The 15,483-nt window shown below is 45.9% G+C and carries 13 protein-coding genes; 8 read left to right on the top strand and 5 right to left on the bottom strand.

Features of this window, described 5'->3' with window-relative positions; genetic code table 11:
- Positions 1-117: 117 nt before the first annotated feature.
- Positions 118-1,788 carry a DNA repair protein RecN gene (gene recN / locus OA79_RS03010; protein ID WP_063331726.1) on the bottom strand — a complete coding sequence of 557 codons (1,671 nt, stop codon included), beginning with the start codon at positions 1,786-1,788 and terminating at the stop codon, positions 118-120.
- A gap of 185 nt (positions 1,789-1,973) precedes the next feature.
- Between recN and grpE the strand changes: the two genes are divergently transcribed.
- The 3 genes from grpE to dnaJ all read left to right on the top strand — a co-directional run bounded on the left by grpE (position 1,974) and on the right by dnaJ (position 5,849).
- Entirely contained in the window at positions 1,974-2,552 is a 579-nt protein-coding gene (gene grpE / locus OA79_RS03005) for a nucleotide exchange factor GrpE (protein ID WP_063331725.1), read from the top strand.
- A 102-nt stretch (positions 2,553-2,654) separates the two neighbouring features.
- A complete protein-coding gene (gene dnaK, locus OA79_RS03000; protein ID WP_063331724.1) occupies positions 2,655-4,574 on the top strand; it encodes a molecular chaperone DnaK in 1,920 nt (639 codons plus the stop codon).
- A 141-nt stretch (positions 4,575-4,715) separates the two neighbouring features.
- Complete coding sequence (dnaJ, locus tag OA79_RS02995) at positions 4,716-5,849, top strand: molecular chaperone DnaJ (protein ID WP_063331723.1); 1,134 nt, start codon at positions 4,716-4,718, stop codon at positions 5,847-5,849.
- A gap of 35 nt (positions 5,850-5,884) precedes the next feature.
- Here the strand turns inward: dnaJ and OA79_RS02990 are convergent, their stop codons facing one another.
- Positions 5,885-6,496 carry a uridine kinase family protein gene (locus tag OA79_RS02990; protein WP_063331722.1) on the bottom strand — a complete coding sequence of 204 codons (612 nt, stop codon included), beginning with the start codon at positions 6,494-6,496 and terminating at the stop codon, positions 5,885-5,887.
- 128 nt (positions 6,497-6,624) lie between these two features.
- On the opposite strand from OA79_RS02990, the gene OA79_RS02985 reads away from it, so the two are divergent.
- The 4 genes from OA79_RS02985 to gcvA all read left to right on the top strand — a co-directional run bounded on the left by OA79_RS02985 (position 6,625) and on the right by gcvA (position 10,507).
- Positions 6,625-7,179, top strand: coding sequence for a hypothetical protein (locus OA79_RS02985; RefSeq protein ID WP_063331721.1), 555 nt, complete (start codon positions 6,625-6,627; stop codon positions 7,177-7,179).
- Positions 7,180-7,204: 25 nt separating this feature from the next.
- A complete protein-coding gene (locus tag OA79_RS02980) occupies positions 7,205-7,534 on the top strand; it encodes a DUF3392 domain-containing protein (RefSeq protein ID WP_082825353.1) in 330 nt (109 codons plus the stop codon).
- Between the two features lie 260 nt (positions 7,535-7,794).
- Positions 7,795-9,168: a glyceraldehyde-3-phosphate dehydrogenase gene (locus tag OA79_RS02975; RefSeq protein ID WP_063331720.1), complete on the top strand. Its 1,374-nt coding sequence runs from the start codon at positions 7,795-7,797 to the stop codon at positions 9,166-9,168.
- A 388-nt stretch (positions 9,169-9,556) separates the two neighbouring features.
- Positions 9,557-10,507: a transcriptional regulator GcvA gene (gene gcvA / locus OA79_RS02970; protein ID WP_063331719.1), complete on the top strand. Its 951-nt coding sequence runs from the start codon at positions 9,557-9,559 to the stop codon at positions 10,505-10,507.
- Here the strand turns inward: gcvA and OA79_RS02965 are convergent.
- The 3 genes from OA79_RS02965 to OA79_RS02955 all read right to left on the bottom strand — a co-directional run bounded on the left by OA79_RS02965 (position 10,494) and on the right by OA79_RS02955 (position 13,804).
- Positions 10,494-11,264, bottom strand: a complete 771-nt coding sequence (locus tag OA79_RS02965; protein WP_063331718.1) for a TSUP family transporter — start codon at positions 11,262-11,264, stop codon at positions 10,494-10,496. The genes gcvA and OA79_RS02965 overlap by 14 nt on opposite strands.
- Before the next feature lie 112 nt (positions 11,265-11,376).
- Positions 11,377-12,861 carry a glycerol-3-phosphate dehydrogenase gene (glpD, locus tag OA79_RS02960; protein ID WP_156486203.1) on the bottom strand — a complete coding sequence of 495 codons (1,485 nt, stop codon included), beginning with the start codon at positions 12,859-12,861 and terminating at the stop codon, positions 11,377-11,379.
- A gap of 169 nt (positions 12,862-13,030) precedes the next feature.
- A complete protein-coding gene (locus OA79_RS02955; RefSeq protein WP_063331717.1) occupies positions 13,031-13,804 on the bottom strand; it encodes a DeoR/GlpR family transcriptional regulator in 774 nt (257 codons plus the stop codon).
- A gap of 154 nt (positions 13,805-13,958) precedes the next feature.
- Between OA79_RS02955 and glpK the strand changes: the two genes are divergently transcribed.
- The gene (glpK, locus tag OA79_RS02950) at positions 13,959-15,443 is read left to right on the top strand and encodes a glycerol kinase GlpK (protein ID WP_063331716.1); all 1,485 of its coding nucleotides are present in this window, start codon (positions 13,959-13,961) and stop codon (positions 15,441-15,443) included.
- The last annotated feature ends 40 nt before the right edge of the window (positions 15,444-15,483 follow it).

The following is a 15,483-nucleotide window of genomic DNA, read 5'->3' as shown; positions in this document are numbered from 1 at the left end:
TCTTAACGGTGGCTTCCTTTGTGAGCAAAGGAAGGGCTTAAACTTTTAGGGTTTAAGCCCTTTTTACTGTCTGGTGGTTAGAAACTACTGGCTGCTTTGAGGTTCTTATTAAAAATATTACTGCAGCTGCACGTTGCTGAGCATTTCTCGAGCGTGAGCAAGGGTTTGTTCCGTTAATTCAAGACCACCAAGCAAACGCGCGATTTCTTGCGTTCGGTCTTGCTCTTTCAGCACTTTGACCTCGGATGACGTGGCTTCATTAATGACTTTTTTGCTCACCTGTAAATGTTGATGCCCTTGTGCAGCCACTTGCGCTAAGTGTGTCACGCTGAACACTTGGCCGCGTTGACCAACGGAGCGCAGCATGCGCCCAACGACTTCGGCAATGCCACCACTGATGCCCACATCGACTTCGTCAAATACTAAAGTCGGTATGGTTGAGGTGTGGGCGGTGACCACTTGAATGCCCAGACTGATTCGTGACAGTTCACCGCCAGAGGCCACTTTACGAAGAGGCTGAGCGGGTTGCCCAGGGTTGGAGGCAATCATGTATTCAATGTCTTCAAAGCCGTTGGCGCTGACTTGGTTAAGTGGTTGGCATTGAATATAGAAACGGGCATGAGGCATGCCTAAACCGTGAATTTGTTCTTCTACTTTTTTCGCCAATTCGTCTTTAGTGCTAATGCGTTGTTCTGTGAGGTTAGTTGCTAAAGCGGTGAGCTTTTCGTAGGCTGATTCTTCTTTTTCTTTGAGCGCTTCTAAGCTTTCTTCTCCGCCTTGCAGTTTAGACAATTCTCCTTCAACCGATTCTCGTAATGAGATGAGGGTTTCGGGTAAGCATTTATGACGGCGCGCCGTGTCATAAATATCAGATAAGCGATTTTCAACACTGGTTAAGCGCTCAGGGTCTTGTTCAAGTGTGTCTTGGTAATGTCGAAGGCTATCCGTCGCTTCCTGCGCTTGAATGAGGGCGGCATTCATCATTTCTAATGCGCTTTCTAATTCTTGTGTCGGCGGATTGATTTGGCTGGCACTGTGGATGGCTTGGTTGAGTAAAGAGCAGATGCTGCCTTCTTCGTTGTCTGCCAATAAATTACTGGCTTGGTACGCTTTGACTTGAGAATCCGCAATGTTTGAGAGAAAAGTTTGTTCTTGCTCTAAAGACTCGATTTCCCCTGTTTTTAAATCCAGTTGTTCTAATTCTTGCGCTTGATACGACAGCAGCTGAATCTTCGCGTCTTGTTCGGCGGACTGGTTCTGTTTGGCAAACAGTTCGTCTTTTAATTGACGCCATACTTGGTATTGCTGATGAACTTGCTTGCTCAGTTCAGTCAGCTGGCCATATTCATCGAGTTGTTGACGTTGGGCGTGTTTCTTTAGGAGCGACTGATGTTCGTGTTGGCCATGTATGTCGACTAACTGGCCACCCACTTCTTTGAGGTCGCTTAAGGTGCAAGGGCGACCATTGATGTAGGCTTTGGAACGGCCTTCTTTGCTAATGACGCGGCGCAGTATGCAGTGTTGCTCTTGTTCCAGATCTCTTTCTTCCAGCCATTGATGAACATGAGGGTAGTCTTGAATGTCAAAACTGGCGGAAATGTCAGCTTTTTTCTCTCCGTGGCGAACGACACTGGCATCGGTTCTGTCTCCTAAGCACAGAGATAAGGCATCCACCATGATGGATTTGCCTGCGCCGGTTTCACCAGAAATGACGGTCATACCTTGTTTAAACTCAAGCTCCAAGGACTCCACAATAGCAAAGTTGGATATTGCGATGCTGGTTAGCATAGTTGGCTCCACAAAGAGAAAATATTTATATGGTTATTTATACAGTATTTGGTTGTTTTTTGACAAGTAGCAGATGTGGAATTAATTCCCTTAAATTTAATGCGGTCTTAGTGTTGAAAGGTAAAAAGCCGTCCCCATATACCCACCACAGAGAAAGAATAGTTTCTGTTATTTGGAGTTAAACAATGAGTGATCAGCAAAAAAATCCTAATCAAGAGGCGGAGCAAGATTTGAACAGTGAAGCAAAAAACGAAGCAGTGGAAGAGCTATTAGAGCCAGAAGCTGAGCTGTTAGAAGCGGAAGCTGAAAACGACGAACTTGCGAAAGCGTTGGAAGAAGTAGCCCAGTATAAAGAAGTGGCTCTTCGTGCCCAAGCGGACGCGCAAAACGTTCGTCGCCGTGCGGAACAAGACGTTGAAAAAGCGCATAAGTTTGGTTTAGAGAAATTTGCCAAAGCCATCGTTAACGTAGCGGATAATCTAGAACGTGCTCTTACTTCTGCGGCCGATACGGGCGAAGCGGATCCGGTTCGTGAAGGCGTTGAGCTTACTTTAAAAGATTTGCTTGAAACCCTAGCGCGTTTTGAAGTGAAAGTCGTTGATCCACATGGCGAACCCTTCAACCCAGAGCTGCATCAAGCGATGACCATGGTGCCAAACCCCGAGCTAGAACCTAACACGGTTATGGACGTCGTTCAGAAGGGTTATACCTTACATGGCCGTCTGTTGAGACCCGCAATGGTCGTGGTTTCAAGCGCCGCATAATATGACCGTCATTTTTTTGACACTGGACGCTTGAAAAGTGTTTAAGCGTACCCAAATACAGAAGTAACCTTGTTATAAACGAATTTATTGGAGAGACAAACGATGGGTAAAATCATTGGTATCGACTTAGGGACAACAAACTCTTGTGTTGCTGTTCTTGATGGTGAAAAAGCGCGTGTAATTGAAAATGCGGAAGGCGATCGTACAACACCTTCGATTGTTGCTTTTGCTGAAGACGGTGAAGTACTGGTTGGTCAATCTGCAAAACGTCAGGCCGTGACAAACCCAACTAACACCTTGTTTGCGGTAAAACGTTTGATCGGTCGTCGTTTCCAAGATGACGTAGTACAGAAAGACATCTCTATGGTGCCGTACAAAATCATCTCTGCAGAAAATGGTGATGCTTGGGTCGAAATCAAAGGCGATAAGAAAGCGCCACCTCAAGTATCTGCAGAAGTCTTGAAGAAAATGAAAAAGACAGCAGAAGATTACCTAGGTGAAAGCGTAACAGAAGCGGTTATTACCGTCCCTGCTTACTTCAACGATTCTCAGCGTCAAGCAACAAAAGACGCGGGTAAAATTGCCGGTCTAGATGTTAAGCGTATTATCAACGAGCCAACGGCTGCGGCTTTGGCATACGGCCTAGATAAGAACTCAGGCGATTCTACTATCGCGGTATATGACCTTGGTGGTGGTACATTCGATATCTCTATCATCGAAATCGCAGATGTCGATGGTGAGAAACAGTTTGAAGTATTGTCGACGAATGGTGACACTTTCCTAGGTGGTGAAGACTTCGACATGCGTGTGATCGAATTCTTGGCGGCTGAGTTTAAGAAAGACACTGGTATCGATCTACACAACGATCCATTAGCACTACAGCGTCTAAAAGAAGCGGGTGAGAAAGCCAAAGTTGAGTTGTCTTCTTCTTCTCAAACAGAAGTGAACTTGCCATACATTACAGCGGATGCGACTGGTCCTAAGCACTTGAACGTGAAATTGACGCGTTCTAAGTTAGAAGCTTTGGTTGAAGAGTTGGTGGTTAAATCTCTAGAGCCTTGCCGTCAAGCATTGAAAGATGCCGATCTATCTGCTTCTGACATCGACGAAGTCATCTTGGTAGGTGGTCAGACTCGTATGCCTTTGGTTCAATCTAAAGTAACGGAATTCTTCGGCAAAGAGCCTCGTAAAGATGTGAACCCAGACGAAGCGGTTGCGATTGGTGCGTCTATCCAAGGTGCGGTATTGGCTGGTGATGTGAAAGACGTTCTATTGCTAGACGTGACGCCTCTGTCTCTAGGTATCGAGACAATGGGTGGCGTGATGACGGCTTTGATCGAGAAGAACACGACGATCCCGACGAAGAAATCACAAACTTTCTCAACAGCAGAAGACAACCAAAATGCGGTAACCATCCATGCATTGCAGGGTGAGCGTAAGCAAGCGGCGCAGAACAAATCACTAGGTCGTTTCGACTTGGCCGATATTCCGCCAGCACCACGTGGTGTGCCACAAATCGAAGTAAGTTTCGACATCGATGCGAACGGTATCTTGAGTGTTTCTGCGAAAGACAAAGCGACAGGCAAAGAGCAGTCTATCGTGATTAAAGCGTCTTCTGGTCTAAGTGATGAAGAAGTCGAAAAAATGGTACAAGACGCGGAAGCGAATGCTGAAGAAGATCGTAAGTTTGAAGAGCTTGTACAAGTTCGCAACACAGCTGACGGCATGATCCACGCGACTCGTAAGACACTTGCAGACGCTGGCGATAAAGCGACTGAAGAAGAGAAAACGGCGATCGAAACAGCGATCTCTGAATTGGAAGAGGCGCTAACGTCTAACGATAAAGAGAAGATCGAAGAGAAAACCAATGCCTTGACGCAAGCGTCTGGTTCATTGGCTCAGAAGATGTACGCTGATGCAGAAGCCGCTGCCGGTGCTGCGGAAGGTGCTGAACAAGCACAACCTCAGCAAGACGATGCAGTTGACGCGGAATTTGAAGAAGTAAAAGACGATAAAAAATAATCGTTGATTCTGATGAAACCGCCTCATTGCGAGGCAAGCGATGGCGGGCACGGTTTACAACCGTGCCTTGCTGTTTAAGCTGTAGCGCTTGTTACGGTTTAAATAAGACATGCAGACTTTTACTATTCAGGAATACCTGCGATGAGCAAAAGAGACTATTACGACGTTCTTGGGGTGGCCAAAGACGCGGATAAGAAAGAGATCAAAAAAGCTTATCGCTCTTTAGCGAATAAGTACCACCCAGATAAGAATCCAGATAACCCAGAAGCGCTTGATAAATTCAAGGAACTGGCGGAAGCCTACGAAATATTGTCTTCTGAAGAGAAGCGCTCGGCTTATGACCGCTTTGGTCATGAAGGCGTAAATGGTCAAGCTGGTGGCTTTGGCGGTGCTGGAGCGGGCGGTTTTAGTGACATCTTTGGTGATGTTTTTGGGGATATTTTTGGCGGTGGTGGCGGTGGTGGCGGTGGTCAAAGCCGTACTCGTCGTGGTTCCGATCTACGTTACACCCTAGAGCTTGATTTAGAGCAAGCGGTTTGGGGTTGTGAAGAAAAGATTCGCATTCCGACCTTGGTGGAATGTGAAACCTGTGACGGTTCTGGTGCGAAGAAGGGTTCTACTCCTAAAACCTGTGGAACCTGTGGTGGTGCTGGTCAAGTCCGTATGTCACAGGGCTTCTTCTCTGTACAGCAAACTTGTCCAGAGTGTCATGGTCAAGGTCAGGTGATTTCTGATCCTTGTACTGATTGTCATGGTCAAGGCCGTAAGCAAGAATACAAAACACTGAATGTGAAAATCCCTGCTGGTGTGGACACGGGGGATCGTATTCGTCTTTCTGGTGAAGGCGAAGCGGGAACACATGGTGGTCCAGCTGGCGACTTGTTTGTGCAAGTGTCGGTGAAGCCGCACAGCATTTTTGAGCGTGATGGCGCGAATTTGTATTGTGAAGTGCCGATCAGCTTTACAACGGCTGCCTTAGGTGGCGAAATTGATGTGCCGACATTAGATGGTCGTGTGCGTTTAAAAGTCACGGCAGAGTGTCAAACTGGCAAGTTGTTCCGTCTGCGTAACAAGGGTGTGAAACCGGTACGTGGTGGCCCAGTAGGAGACTTGATCTGTAAGGTTGTGGTGGAAACGCCAGTGAATCTAACGGCTCGCCAAAAAGAGTTGCTGACTGAATTGTCTGAAACCATGGGCGAAGGTACGAATCACTCTCCAAAGCAAAAAAGTTGGTTTGATGGGGTGAAACGCTTCTTTGATGATATTAAGAAGTAAGGCTTAGCCCTGGTATTGCACGAAAGAAAAAGGCGCTAAACAGCGCCTTTTTCTTTGAGTAAGAAGTCAATGTGGCTGCGTAATAAATTGGCCGCATTGGTGAAGCTTTTGTTATTCGGGATAATAAAGTCCGCTTTGTCTCGAATGCCAATCGTTTTGATGGAGGCTTGACGAACATGACGCATGTAGCGGCTGGTGACTTCGTTTACATCTCGGCCACGTTCAGCAATGTCTCGTTTTAAACGGCGTACGATGGCGATGTCCATGTCGGTATCCACAAACAATAGGTAATCCACAGCATCACGGATGCCTGGGTCCTGAAACATCATGTGACCTTCAACTAGGACTACGTGTGTCGGTTCCAAATTACGGTAGCCTGTGCGTTTGTGTTGGGCGTGATCGTAGACAGGGATCTCATTCGGTTGCTGACGATTCTTACAATTGTGAATCGCCAAGGTTAGGCTTTCTATATCCAATGAGCTCAAATCATCGAAGTTGTAGACATCCGGGTCTATGCTGCCGCAGCCATTGTAAAAGCTGTCTTGGCAAAGAACAGTGATCTTTGAATCTTGTCCTTCTGCTAGCAGGGAGCAAAGTCGACTTTTTCCACTGCCAGATACCCCAGTGATGCCAATAACAAGTGCCATGTATTACCTCAAATAAAATAAATGCTTGTGCTCCTTGAGTTGTCGGAGCGATTTATGTTGTATTATATATCAGGTTTGGTCGTTTTTGGCGGCAAAAGTGGAATATCGATGTATGTAGGGATAGATTCATGTCTAGGGTGATTACTTCTTGTATCCTAGCCTTATTTGTTTTGGTGTCGCCGTCACTATGGGCGAATACTCAAGTGAGCACCACGCAAGTATCAGGTCAGTCAGAGTTGTTTGGTTTGCCATTTAATAACCTGAAATTGTCAGATTTGGGCGAACAATTAAAATCCATGGGCGTAGAAAGCTACCCCTCTTATCAAGATGGTGTGCAAAGTTACAGTCTTGGTCCTGAAGGCATTTTAGGTGTGACTGATTTAACCGTACAGAGTAACGAATCTGGGTATTTAGTGCAGGCGTTACTTTCTGGTGTGGTGAAAAGCAGCCGTCAGCGCCGTTCTTTGGGCAATTTGCTGTTGAAAAAGTACGGTACACCAAGTTCCGGACGACTGGATAATGGTCTTGGTGAAGTGGAATGGCGACTCAAAGATTATACCAAGATTAGTTTAAACAACGTCAGTGTCGATGTATCGGTCACGTATTTGGATGAACGTCCTAAGGTCATTCAGAGCTCAGGTCGAATTGATGTAGAATCGTTGTCCTTGTCTCGTAATAATTAGTTATGGCCTAGCAGTAAATCTAACTATGTTGATTCTTGATCTCAATCTGCGCTTAGCGCACCTATTGCAACCGCATTTGCAGGATGTTTCTTTGGCATTGGTTGCCACTTGTTTGGTGATTTATGGTGACCGTATTAATGGTTATCTTAAGCGCCTGGTCTCTTCGTGGATTTTTATTGCGCGCATCGCGGCCTTTATTCTCATGTGTACCTTTGGTTATGGTTTGTTGACGCTGTGGACTCAGCCATTAGTGTATTGGGGAATCACGCATGTAGATTTGACATATCGCCCCGCGCTGATACTGGCGTGTTTTTGTTTATTGGGCATTTTGGCAGAAAGAAAACGCCATTTGTAAAAATAATTGATGAAATTTCCTGTCTATTTTCGTTGCTTATTTACAACAAAATGGGTTGGTTTTGCTGAATTATCGATTCAATGCTTTGCTTCTGTAGTAAAGTTTCTAACTCTTCTTTTATATTTCGTTATTTCTATAAAATAACCCTCTAAATTACGGATTTTAAAGACTTTTCGTAGTCTTCTTACAATTTGTTTTTGCTCAAAACTGGCGGTAGACTGCGCCCATATTGATACAACAGCGTCATTTGGGAGCACAACATGACAAGCACTTGGTTACAATCTCTCTCGCAAGTAGAATCCATGATTCCGCTTCTTGGTAAACTTGGCCGTGAAAAATCCATCAAGGTTCAGCTAGCGGGTAACACCCTAATGGCGGATTCTGTAACAGGGTTAATGGCAACTTTTGATCAACATCCTGAGTTAGATCTAGTGCAAGTCTATGGTGTGTTAGAAGAATTGTATGCAAGTGAACTGGTTCAAACGAGTGTTGAGCTCGAAGACTTGTTAGCACAAGCAGACTTAACGTCTTTGTTAGCAGCTCAGCCTTCAGATGGTACGGAAGTGCCTGTGGTGCTGTATGGCTTCGGTCGTATTGGTCGTTTGCTCGCTCGTCGCATGTGCGCGCTGGGTCATACGACGCCAGGCATGAAGCTGGCAGCGATTGTTGTGCGTAATGCTGGACCAAATGATTTAGCGAAACGCGCTAGCTTGCTTAAATACGATTCAGTTCATGGTGCTTATGACGGTATTGTAAAAGCGGATGAAGCCAACCAAGTGTTAATGATTAATGGTAACCCGGTTAAAATCATTTACGCATCAGACCCGGCTGAAGTCGATTACTCGGCTTACCATATTGAAAACGCTTTATTGGTTGATAATACAGGTCGCTGGCGTGATCATGATGGCTTAAGTGTGCACTTGAATCGTCCTGGTATTGAGCGCGTAGTGCTTACCGCTCCGGGTAAGGCCATGAAGAATGTGGTATTTGGTGTGAACGATTCTGATCTTACCGCAGAGGATAAGATTGTCTCAGCAGCCTCTTGTACGACTAATGCCATCACCCCTATCTTGTCTGTGTTAGAAGACAAGTTTGGCATTGAGTCTGGCCACGTTGAAACGGTTCACGCTTACACCAATGACCAGAATTTGATTGATAACATCCATAAAGGTGATCGCCGTGGCCGCGCCGCTGGTATGAACATGGTGATAACCGAAACGGGTGCTGCTAAAGCCGTATCAAAAGCCATTCCTTCTTTAGAAGGAAAGCTCAGCGGCAGTGCAATTCGTGTTCCCGTCATTAATGTGTCTATTGCTGTATTGAGTCTAAATCTAAAAGCAGGCACATCAGTAGACGAAATTAATGCCTTGTTAAAAGCCGCGTCCAACAGCGCTGAATTAGCCGGTCAAATTGGCTTCAGTGAAGAAGCGGATGCCGTGAGTTCCGATTTCATTGGTTCTCAACAGGCGGGTATTTTGGATTCCTTGTCTACTAAGGTTCGCGGTAACCAAGCAACCTTATATGTCTGGTACGACAATGAGTATGGCTACAGCTGCCAAGTGGTTCGCTTAATGGAAAAGTTGGCGTTGGGTCAGTTTTCTAAAGCGCTATTATTGGAAGACAGAGCCGCATAATGTGTCATTGATTGACCATTAGACATAAACGAAGCGATGGTAAATACCATCGCTTTTTTTGTTTTTATCCGTTGTGAATAGGCATAAAAAAAGCCGGACATAGGTCCGGCTTAAATAAAAGTAACTAGCAGCTTGAATAGCATCATCCTGTGGGAATGGTGATATTCGCCTAAGACACGACTGTGGGGACATGCCTTAGGATTCATACAGTTAGGGCTGTATTAACACATTCTCTAGATTGCTGTAAGAATCCAAAGATAGGATGCTTATTTTAGTGGAATTAGATGAACTGACAAACGATATAAATTGAGTTTTAGCATTAGTAATACTAATGCTAAACTCTTCGTTCTATTGTGTGTTTTGTGTTTCTTTTTAAGGGTAAGCGACTATGAAGTCTATTCCACTAACGGGGCTGAATACCTTCTCAATTGCTGCCCGTCATTTGAGCTTTACTAAGGCGGCAGAAGAGCTGCATCTCACTCAAGGGGCAGTGAGTCAGCAAATTCGTCACTTGGAAGAGCGTTTGAAGTTCAGTCTCTTTACGCGTCATCATAGACGCTTGGAGTTGACGGTTGCTGGTGCCAGGCTGGCCGTTCAGCTGAATCATAGCTTTAATGACATCAGCAGTTTGATCAGTGAATTACAGGAAGCAGAAAGCTCAAACATTCTGTCTGTTTCGGTGATGCCCTCTTTTGCCACGAAATGGTTGATCCCTCGTTTGGGGAGCCTGCAAGAAACCTATCCAGATTTGCAGTTGCGCATTCAAGCGAATGATAGAGAGGTGAATTTTCAGCGGGATCGAATTGATGTCGCCATCGTTCATAGTCATGTACACAATGTTAAAAGTCACTTAGTGCCGTTGATGAAGGACAAGGTGTTTCCTGTATGCAGTCCAGCTTTTCTTAAGCAGCGTGGTTTAACGCATGCGAATCAATTAGCCAATGTTCCCTTGCTTAATGATGATTCTGAATGGCGCTTTTCCAGTCCTTATGCTGAGTGGGAGCGTTGGTTGCAGCTGGCCAATGCAAAAGGCGTTAAGCCGTCCCGAGGTATCAGCTTTAATCGTGGCGATTTGGCCGTACAGGCGGCGATTGCTGGACAAGGCGTAGCGCTAGGTAGAACGCCATTAGTAATGGACGATATTCAGCAGGGTCGTTTAGTGAAGCCGTTTGATGATGTTTTGGATGAAGATCATGCCTATGTGTTTGCGTGTCCAGAAGCGCAATACCAAAGAGAGCCCGTTCAGCAGTTGCTAAAATGGTTGGTGGCGGAATGTTATCGCTATTCGCCAGATGACGCGTTAACCAAGCCTGAGGCGTTAAAAATCACTGATCGATAAGCAGTTTAACGGAAATGGCTAAACACATAATAATGACCATAGGGCGAATGATTTTAGTGCCTTTTGTGATAACTAGGCGTGAGCCTATTTGTGCGCCTAGCCATTGTCCCACCCCCATCACTATGCCCAACGTCCAGATGATATGACCACTGAAGGTAAACACCAGCAAGGAGGACACATTGCTGGTGGCGTTTAGGATTTTGGTGTGGGCGGTTGCTGACACCAGGGTTAAGCCCATTAGGCAAAGATAAGCCGTAGAGAAAAAAGCGCCGGTCCCTGGACCAATTAAACCGTCGTAAAAGCCAATGCTGGTACCAATGATGACAGCAAATTGTAGATGGCTTAGGGAAAACTTGCTGGCTAAGTAAGGTTGTACTTTGGGTAAAAAGAAAAAGAAAACGGCTACTGCGATCAAAATAATGGGCACGGCTTTAAGCAGTAGACGGCTGTCAAGGTAAGACACCAATAAGGTGCCTAATACCGCACCAATGGCCGTCATAAAGATCGCTGGCAACATTTGTTTTAGATCTACCTGACCTTTTTTAACAAAGTGGTAAGAGGCAGACAAGGTACCAGCACAGCCTTGTAATTTATTGGTCGCAAGCGCTTGTGCGGGAGAAAGGCCTGCGGCCAGTAATACAGGGACGGTAATCAAACCACCACCGCCTGCAATGGCGTCAATGACGCCAGCGATAAAGGCTGTCGCGAACAGAGCCAAATAGACCCAAATTGATAAATCGAACAGCGTGATATCCATGAAGCTGGCTTCCATTGTCGGCGTAGCGAGTGTTTAAGAGGCCGTTAGTAAAGCAAAAAAAGCCCGCCTAGACAATCGACTAGGCGGGCAAACGTACAGAAGAGTTGGCTGATTACAGCCGAGATTGAACATACTCTTCTAGAGTAGTGACCTGGTCATCTGTGAATTCCAAACCGAGCTTGGTTCGGCGCCATAGAATGTCTTCTGCGCTACGAGCCCATTCTTGTTCAATCAGATAGTCAACTTCTGCTTGATAGAGCTCGTTACCGAAATCTTTCCCCAGAGCGACCACTGAGTTCAAATTTCCTAAAATTAACTGGCTACGGCTGCCGTAACTGTTGGCAAAGCGTTGTGCTAAATGCGCGCCAATGAAAGGAAAATCCTGTTGAAGCTTCATGGCGTAAGCGTCTAGCGACAGGCCTAATTCGCCGCCAGGTAATGGCTTGCTGTGCGTCCATTCATCGCCCATTTGCTGATAGAACGGAGCCAGTTTTTTCATGGCGGATAAGGCTAGCTTACGATACGTAGTGATCTTGCCGCCAAAGATGCTTAGCAGCGGGGCTCCTAAGTCATCATCAAGGTGTAAGGTGTAATCGCGTGTGACCGCCGATGGGTCAGAAGATTCATCTTCTAAAAGCGGACGCACACCTGAATAGCTCCACACCACATCGTTTGGCGTTAAGCGTTGTTTGAAGTGATCATTAGCCACCTGCAAAATGTAGTTGGTTTCGTCTTCCGAGATGGCCACTTCATTTGGATCGCCCTTGTATTCGACATCTGTTGTGCCTAGCAAGGTGTAATTTTCACGATAAGGAATGGCGAAAACAATCCGTTTGTCTGTGTTTTGCATGATAAATGCATTGGAATGTTGATACAGCTTAGGCACGACAATGTGGCTGCCCTTGATCATGCGAATGCCGTAAGGCGCTTTTCGTTCCACCTTGGTTTCAATAAAAGAAGATACCCAAGGGCCTGCCGCATTGACTAGGCCATTTGCGGTGATTTCAGTGGTTTCATGTGTGGTTTCATCGGTCAAAATAATGTGCCATTTGCCGTCCACTCTCTTTGCTGAAGAACAACGTGTTCGAGCGAAAATAGACGCGCCATGTTGTTGTGCACTGAGCGCATTGGTTACCACTAATCGAGCATCGTCTACCCAGCAATCTGAGTATTCAAACCCTTGTGTAATGTCGTCTTTCAGTGGGCTATCCGTGCCGTATTTGACGCGTTTTGAACCCGGTAAGGTTTCGCGTTTGCCCAGCGTGTCATAAAGGAACATGCCAATACGTATCAACCAAGCCGGACGTAAGTGAGGGCGGTGTGGCATTTGGAAGCGCATGGGAGTGACTAAATGAGGAGCGACTTTTAATAACACTTCACGCTCGTTTAAGGCTTCTTTTACCAGACGGAACTCATAATGCTCTAGGTAACGCAGTCCACCGTGAATCAGCTTACTGCTTGATGATGATGTGGCGTGGGCAAGGTCACCCATTTCACATAAGCCGACGGATAAGCCACGTCCAGCCGCGTCTGCCGCAATGCCAGTTCCGTTAATACCGCCGCCCACTACGAAGAGATCAAAATGTGTTTGAGTCATGCTTAGCCTCATAATCGAAAATAGATTATGTTCGAAAACGAACATTTGTTTTCGATATTAAACCTAGGTAGAGGGAATAGCAAGTCTGATAATGTGAAGATTTAGTGACCATTAAATGGATGGCCACGAATAAAATAAGTCATCTTCAGAGAGTGGAGGCTGGGGTGAATCAGTGTTTTGGCTTACAGAGTTCGAGTTGAACCTTATGTTCTTTCATGAGTTTACTGATGGCTTTCGGTGGTTGCTCATCAGTAAAGAGGCGATCCACCTGGGTGATATTGCCTAATCTCACTACGGCATTACGACCAAATTTTTCGCTATCAGCGGCTAAGAAAACGTTTCTAGAGTTGGAAATAATGCTTTGTGCTACTCGCACTTCTTGATAGTCATAGTCGAGTAATGAACCATCGTTTGGGTCGATTCCGCTGATTCCCACTATGCCAAAGTCAACGCGAAATTGATTGATGAAATCGATAGTGGCTTCCCCCATGACGCCGCCATCTCGGGATCGAACGGTACCGCCAGCAATGATGACATTGAAGTCTTCTTTGCCGCTGAGAATGGTGGCAACATTAAGATTGTTGGTAATTACCTGTAGGCCGTGATGGTCGAGAAGGGCTCGGGCAACCGTCTCTGTTGTCGTACCGATATTGATAAACAAGGAAGCATTGTTTGGGATTTCAGCGGCAATGCGTTTGGCGATTTGTTCTTTTGCGCCCAATTGCAAAATTTGTCGTGTTGCATAAGCGACGTTTGTTGTACTGGAATCGTAACTGGCGCCACCATGATGACGACGAACTTGGCCTGCTTTTGCCAGTTCATTGATGTCACGTCGAATGGTCTGTGGGGTGACGGAAAATTGCGTGGCCAGTTCATCAATGGATGCATAGCCTTTGTCTTTTACTAATGCGACGATCTTGTCTTGGCGAGAAAGCTGCCCCATATCGTTTTCTTCTCCTCTCACAGGTTACTCTTGCTAAAGGAGTCCCCATTGGTTTTTAATATAGAATATTCGAATTTGAATATTCATGTTCAAAAAACAAAACAACAATTAAGTCGCTTATCGAAAGTGACTGATATCTCAAAGAGAATCTGCCATGACTCATTATATTCTTGCAATCGACCAAGGTACTACCAGTTCACGCGCTATTGTATTTGATGAAAAAGCCAATCGCATTGGTCAGTCTCAGCAAGAATTCCCTCAGATTTTCCCCAATGATGGTTGGGTCGAGCACGATCCAGAAGCCATTTGGTCTTCAACCCTAGCGGTCTGTCAATCTGTGCTTAAGGATACAGGCATCTCCGCACAAGAGATAGCCAGTGTTGGTATCACCAACCAAAGGGAAACCACCATTCTTTGGGACATAACGACAGGCAAGCCGGTTTACAATGCCATTGTTTGGCAGGATCGACGTACCAGTGTTTATTGCCAGTCCTTGGTCGAGCAAGGTTGGGCGAGCAAGGTTCAAGAAAAAACAGGGTTGTTGATTGATCCCTACTTTTCCGCCACCAAAGTACGTTGGGTGCTGGAAAATGTAGAAGGGGCAAAACAAAAAGCCCAGGCCGGTCAGTTGGCCTTTGGTACGGTAGACAGTTATTTGCTTTGGCATCTGACGAATGGTCAATCCCATAAGACAGACGCAACCAATGCCGCTCGAACAATGGCGTTTAACATTCATCAGCAAGAGTGGGATCAAGAGCTGATAGAGTTGTTTGGTATTGAAGACGTCATTTTTCCAGAAGTGATGGATTGCAGTGCCGATTTTGGTGACATTGATCCTCAATGGTTAGGGGCCAGCATTCCGGTAAATGGTATTGCTGGGGATCAACAAGCGGCGCTCGTTGGTCAGGCATGTTTTACCCCAGGTATGGTGAAAAGTACCTACGGGACAGGCTGCTTTATGATTCTCAATACGGGGGATCAGGCACTCAAATCCGAGCATAAGTTACTGACGACAGTCGGCTATCGTCTTAATGGCAAAGTAATCTACGCGTTAGAGGGCAGTATTTTTGTTGCTGGTGCGGCGATTCAGTGGTTACGAGATGGTCTGAAATTGTTTAGCGATGCCAAAGAAACGCAAAGCTTGGCGCAAAAAGCCTTGAATGATGATTCGGTTTATTTGGTACCGGCTTTTACGGGTTTGGGAGCGCCTTACTGGGACCCTGATGCCCGCGGCGCCATGATAGGCTTAACGCGTGATACCAGTGTCGAGGATATTGTCAGCGCGGGGTTACGGTCAGTGTGTTATCAAACGCGAGATCTAGTGGATGCAATGTCACAAGACGGAGCCAACTTTCGTTCCCTGAGGGTCGATGGCGGCATGGTGGTCAACGACATTATGGTGCAGTTTTTAAGCGATCTGTTAGATGTCACGGTAGAACGCCCTTGCGTCACTGAAACCACCGCGTTGGGGGTGGCATTTTTAGCCGGTATGAAAGTGGGGATTTATTCATCTTTAGAGGACATCAGTCAATTATGGGAAGCGGATAAAACCTTCCAGCCTGAAATGGATAAGACGGCTGGCGATACCTTGTATAAGGGTTGGCAAAAGGCGGTGAACAGAGTTCGTACAAACACTTAATGTGTGTTTACGTTTTTCTACAAGTGTGTTCTTGTGCCTT

Origin of the sequence: Marinomonas sp. TW1, from assembly GCF_001625355.1 — a bacterium.
In the GTDB taxonomy this organism is placed as follows: Bacteria; Pseudomonadota; Gammaproteobacteria; order Pseudomonadales; family Marinomonadaceae; genus Marinomonas.
The sequence above is the reverse complement of the archived record's forward strand: the minus strand, read 5'-3'. Positions and strand labels throughout refer to the sequence as shown.

Bases quoted from the DNA above. Each gene is read 5' to 3' on its own strand.
- recN (WP_063331726.1), bottom strand. From the start codon at position 1,788: ATGCTAACCAGCATCGCAATATCCAACTTTGCTATTGTGGAGTCCTTG.
- grpE (WP_063331725.1), top strand. From the start codon at position 1,974: ATGAGTGATCAGCAAAAAAATCCTAATCAAGAGGCGGAGCAAGATTTG.
- dnaK (WP_063331724.1), top strand. From the start codon at position 2,655: ATGGGTAAAATCATTGGTATCGACTTAGGGACAACAAACTCTTGTGTT.
- dnaJ (WP_063331723.1), top strand. From the start codon at position 4,716: ATGAGCAAAAGAGACTATTACGACGTTCTTGGGGTGGCCAAAGACGCG.
- OA79_RS02990 (WP_063331722.1), bottom strand. From the start codon at position 6,496: ATGGCACTTGTTATTGGCATCACTGGGGTATCTGGCAGTGGAAAAAGT.
- OA79_RS02985 (WP_063331721.1), top strand. From the start codon at position 6,625: ATGTCTAGGGTGATTACTTCTTGTATCCTAGCCTTATTTGTTTTGGTG.
- OA79_RS02980 (WP_082825353.1), top strand. From the start codon at position 7,205: ATGTTGATTCTTGATCTCAATCTGCGCTTAGCGCACCTATTGCAACCG.
- OA79_RS02975 (WP_063331720.1), top strand. From the start codon at position 7,795: ATGACAAGCACTTGGTTACAATCTCTCTCGCAAGTAGAATCCATGATT.
- gcvA (WP_063331719.1), top strand. From the start codon at position 9,557: ATGAAGTCTATTCCACTAACGGGGCTGAATACCTTCTCAATTGCTGCC.
- OA79_RS02965 (WP_063331718.1), bottom strand. From the start codon at position 11,264: ATGGATATCACGCTGTTCGATTTATCAATTTGGGTCTATTTGGCTCTG.
- glpD (WP_156486203.1), bottom strand. From the start codon at position 12,861: ATGACTCAAACACATTTTGATCTCTTCGTAGTGGGCGGCGGTATTAAC.
- OA79_RS02955 (WP_063331717.1), bottom strand. From the start codon at position 13,804: ATGGGGCAGCTTTCTCGCCAAGACAAGATCGTCGCATTAGTAAAAGAC.
- glpK (WP_063331716.1), top strand. From the start codon at position 13,959: ATGACTCATTATATTCTTGCAATCGACCAAGGTACTACCAGTTCACGC.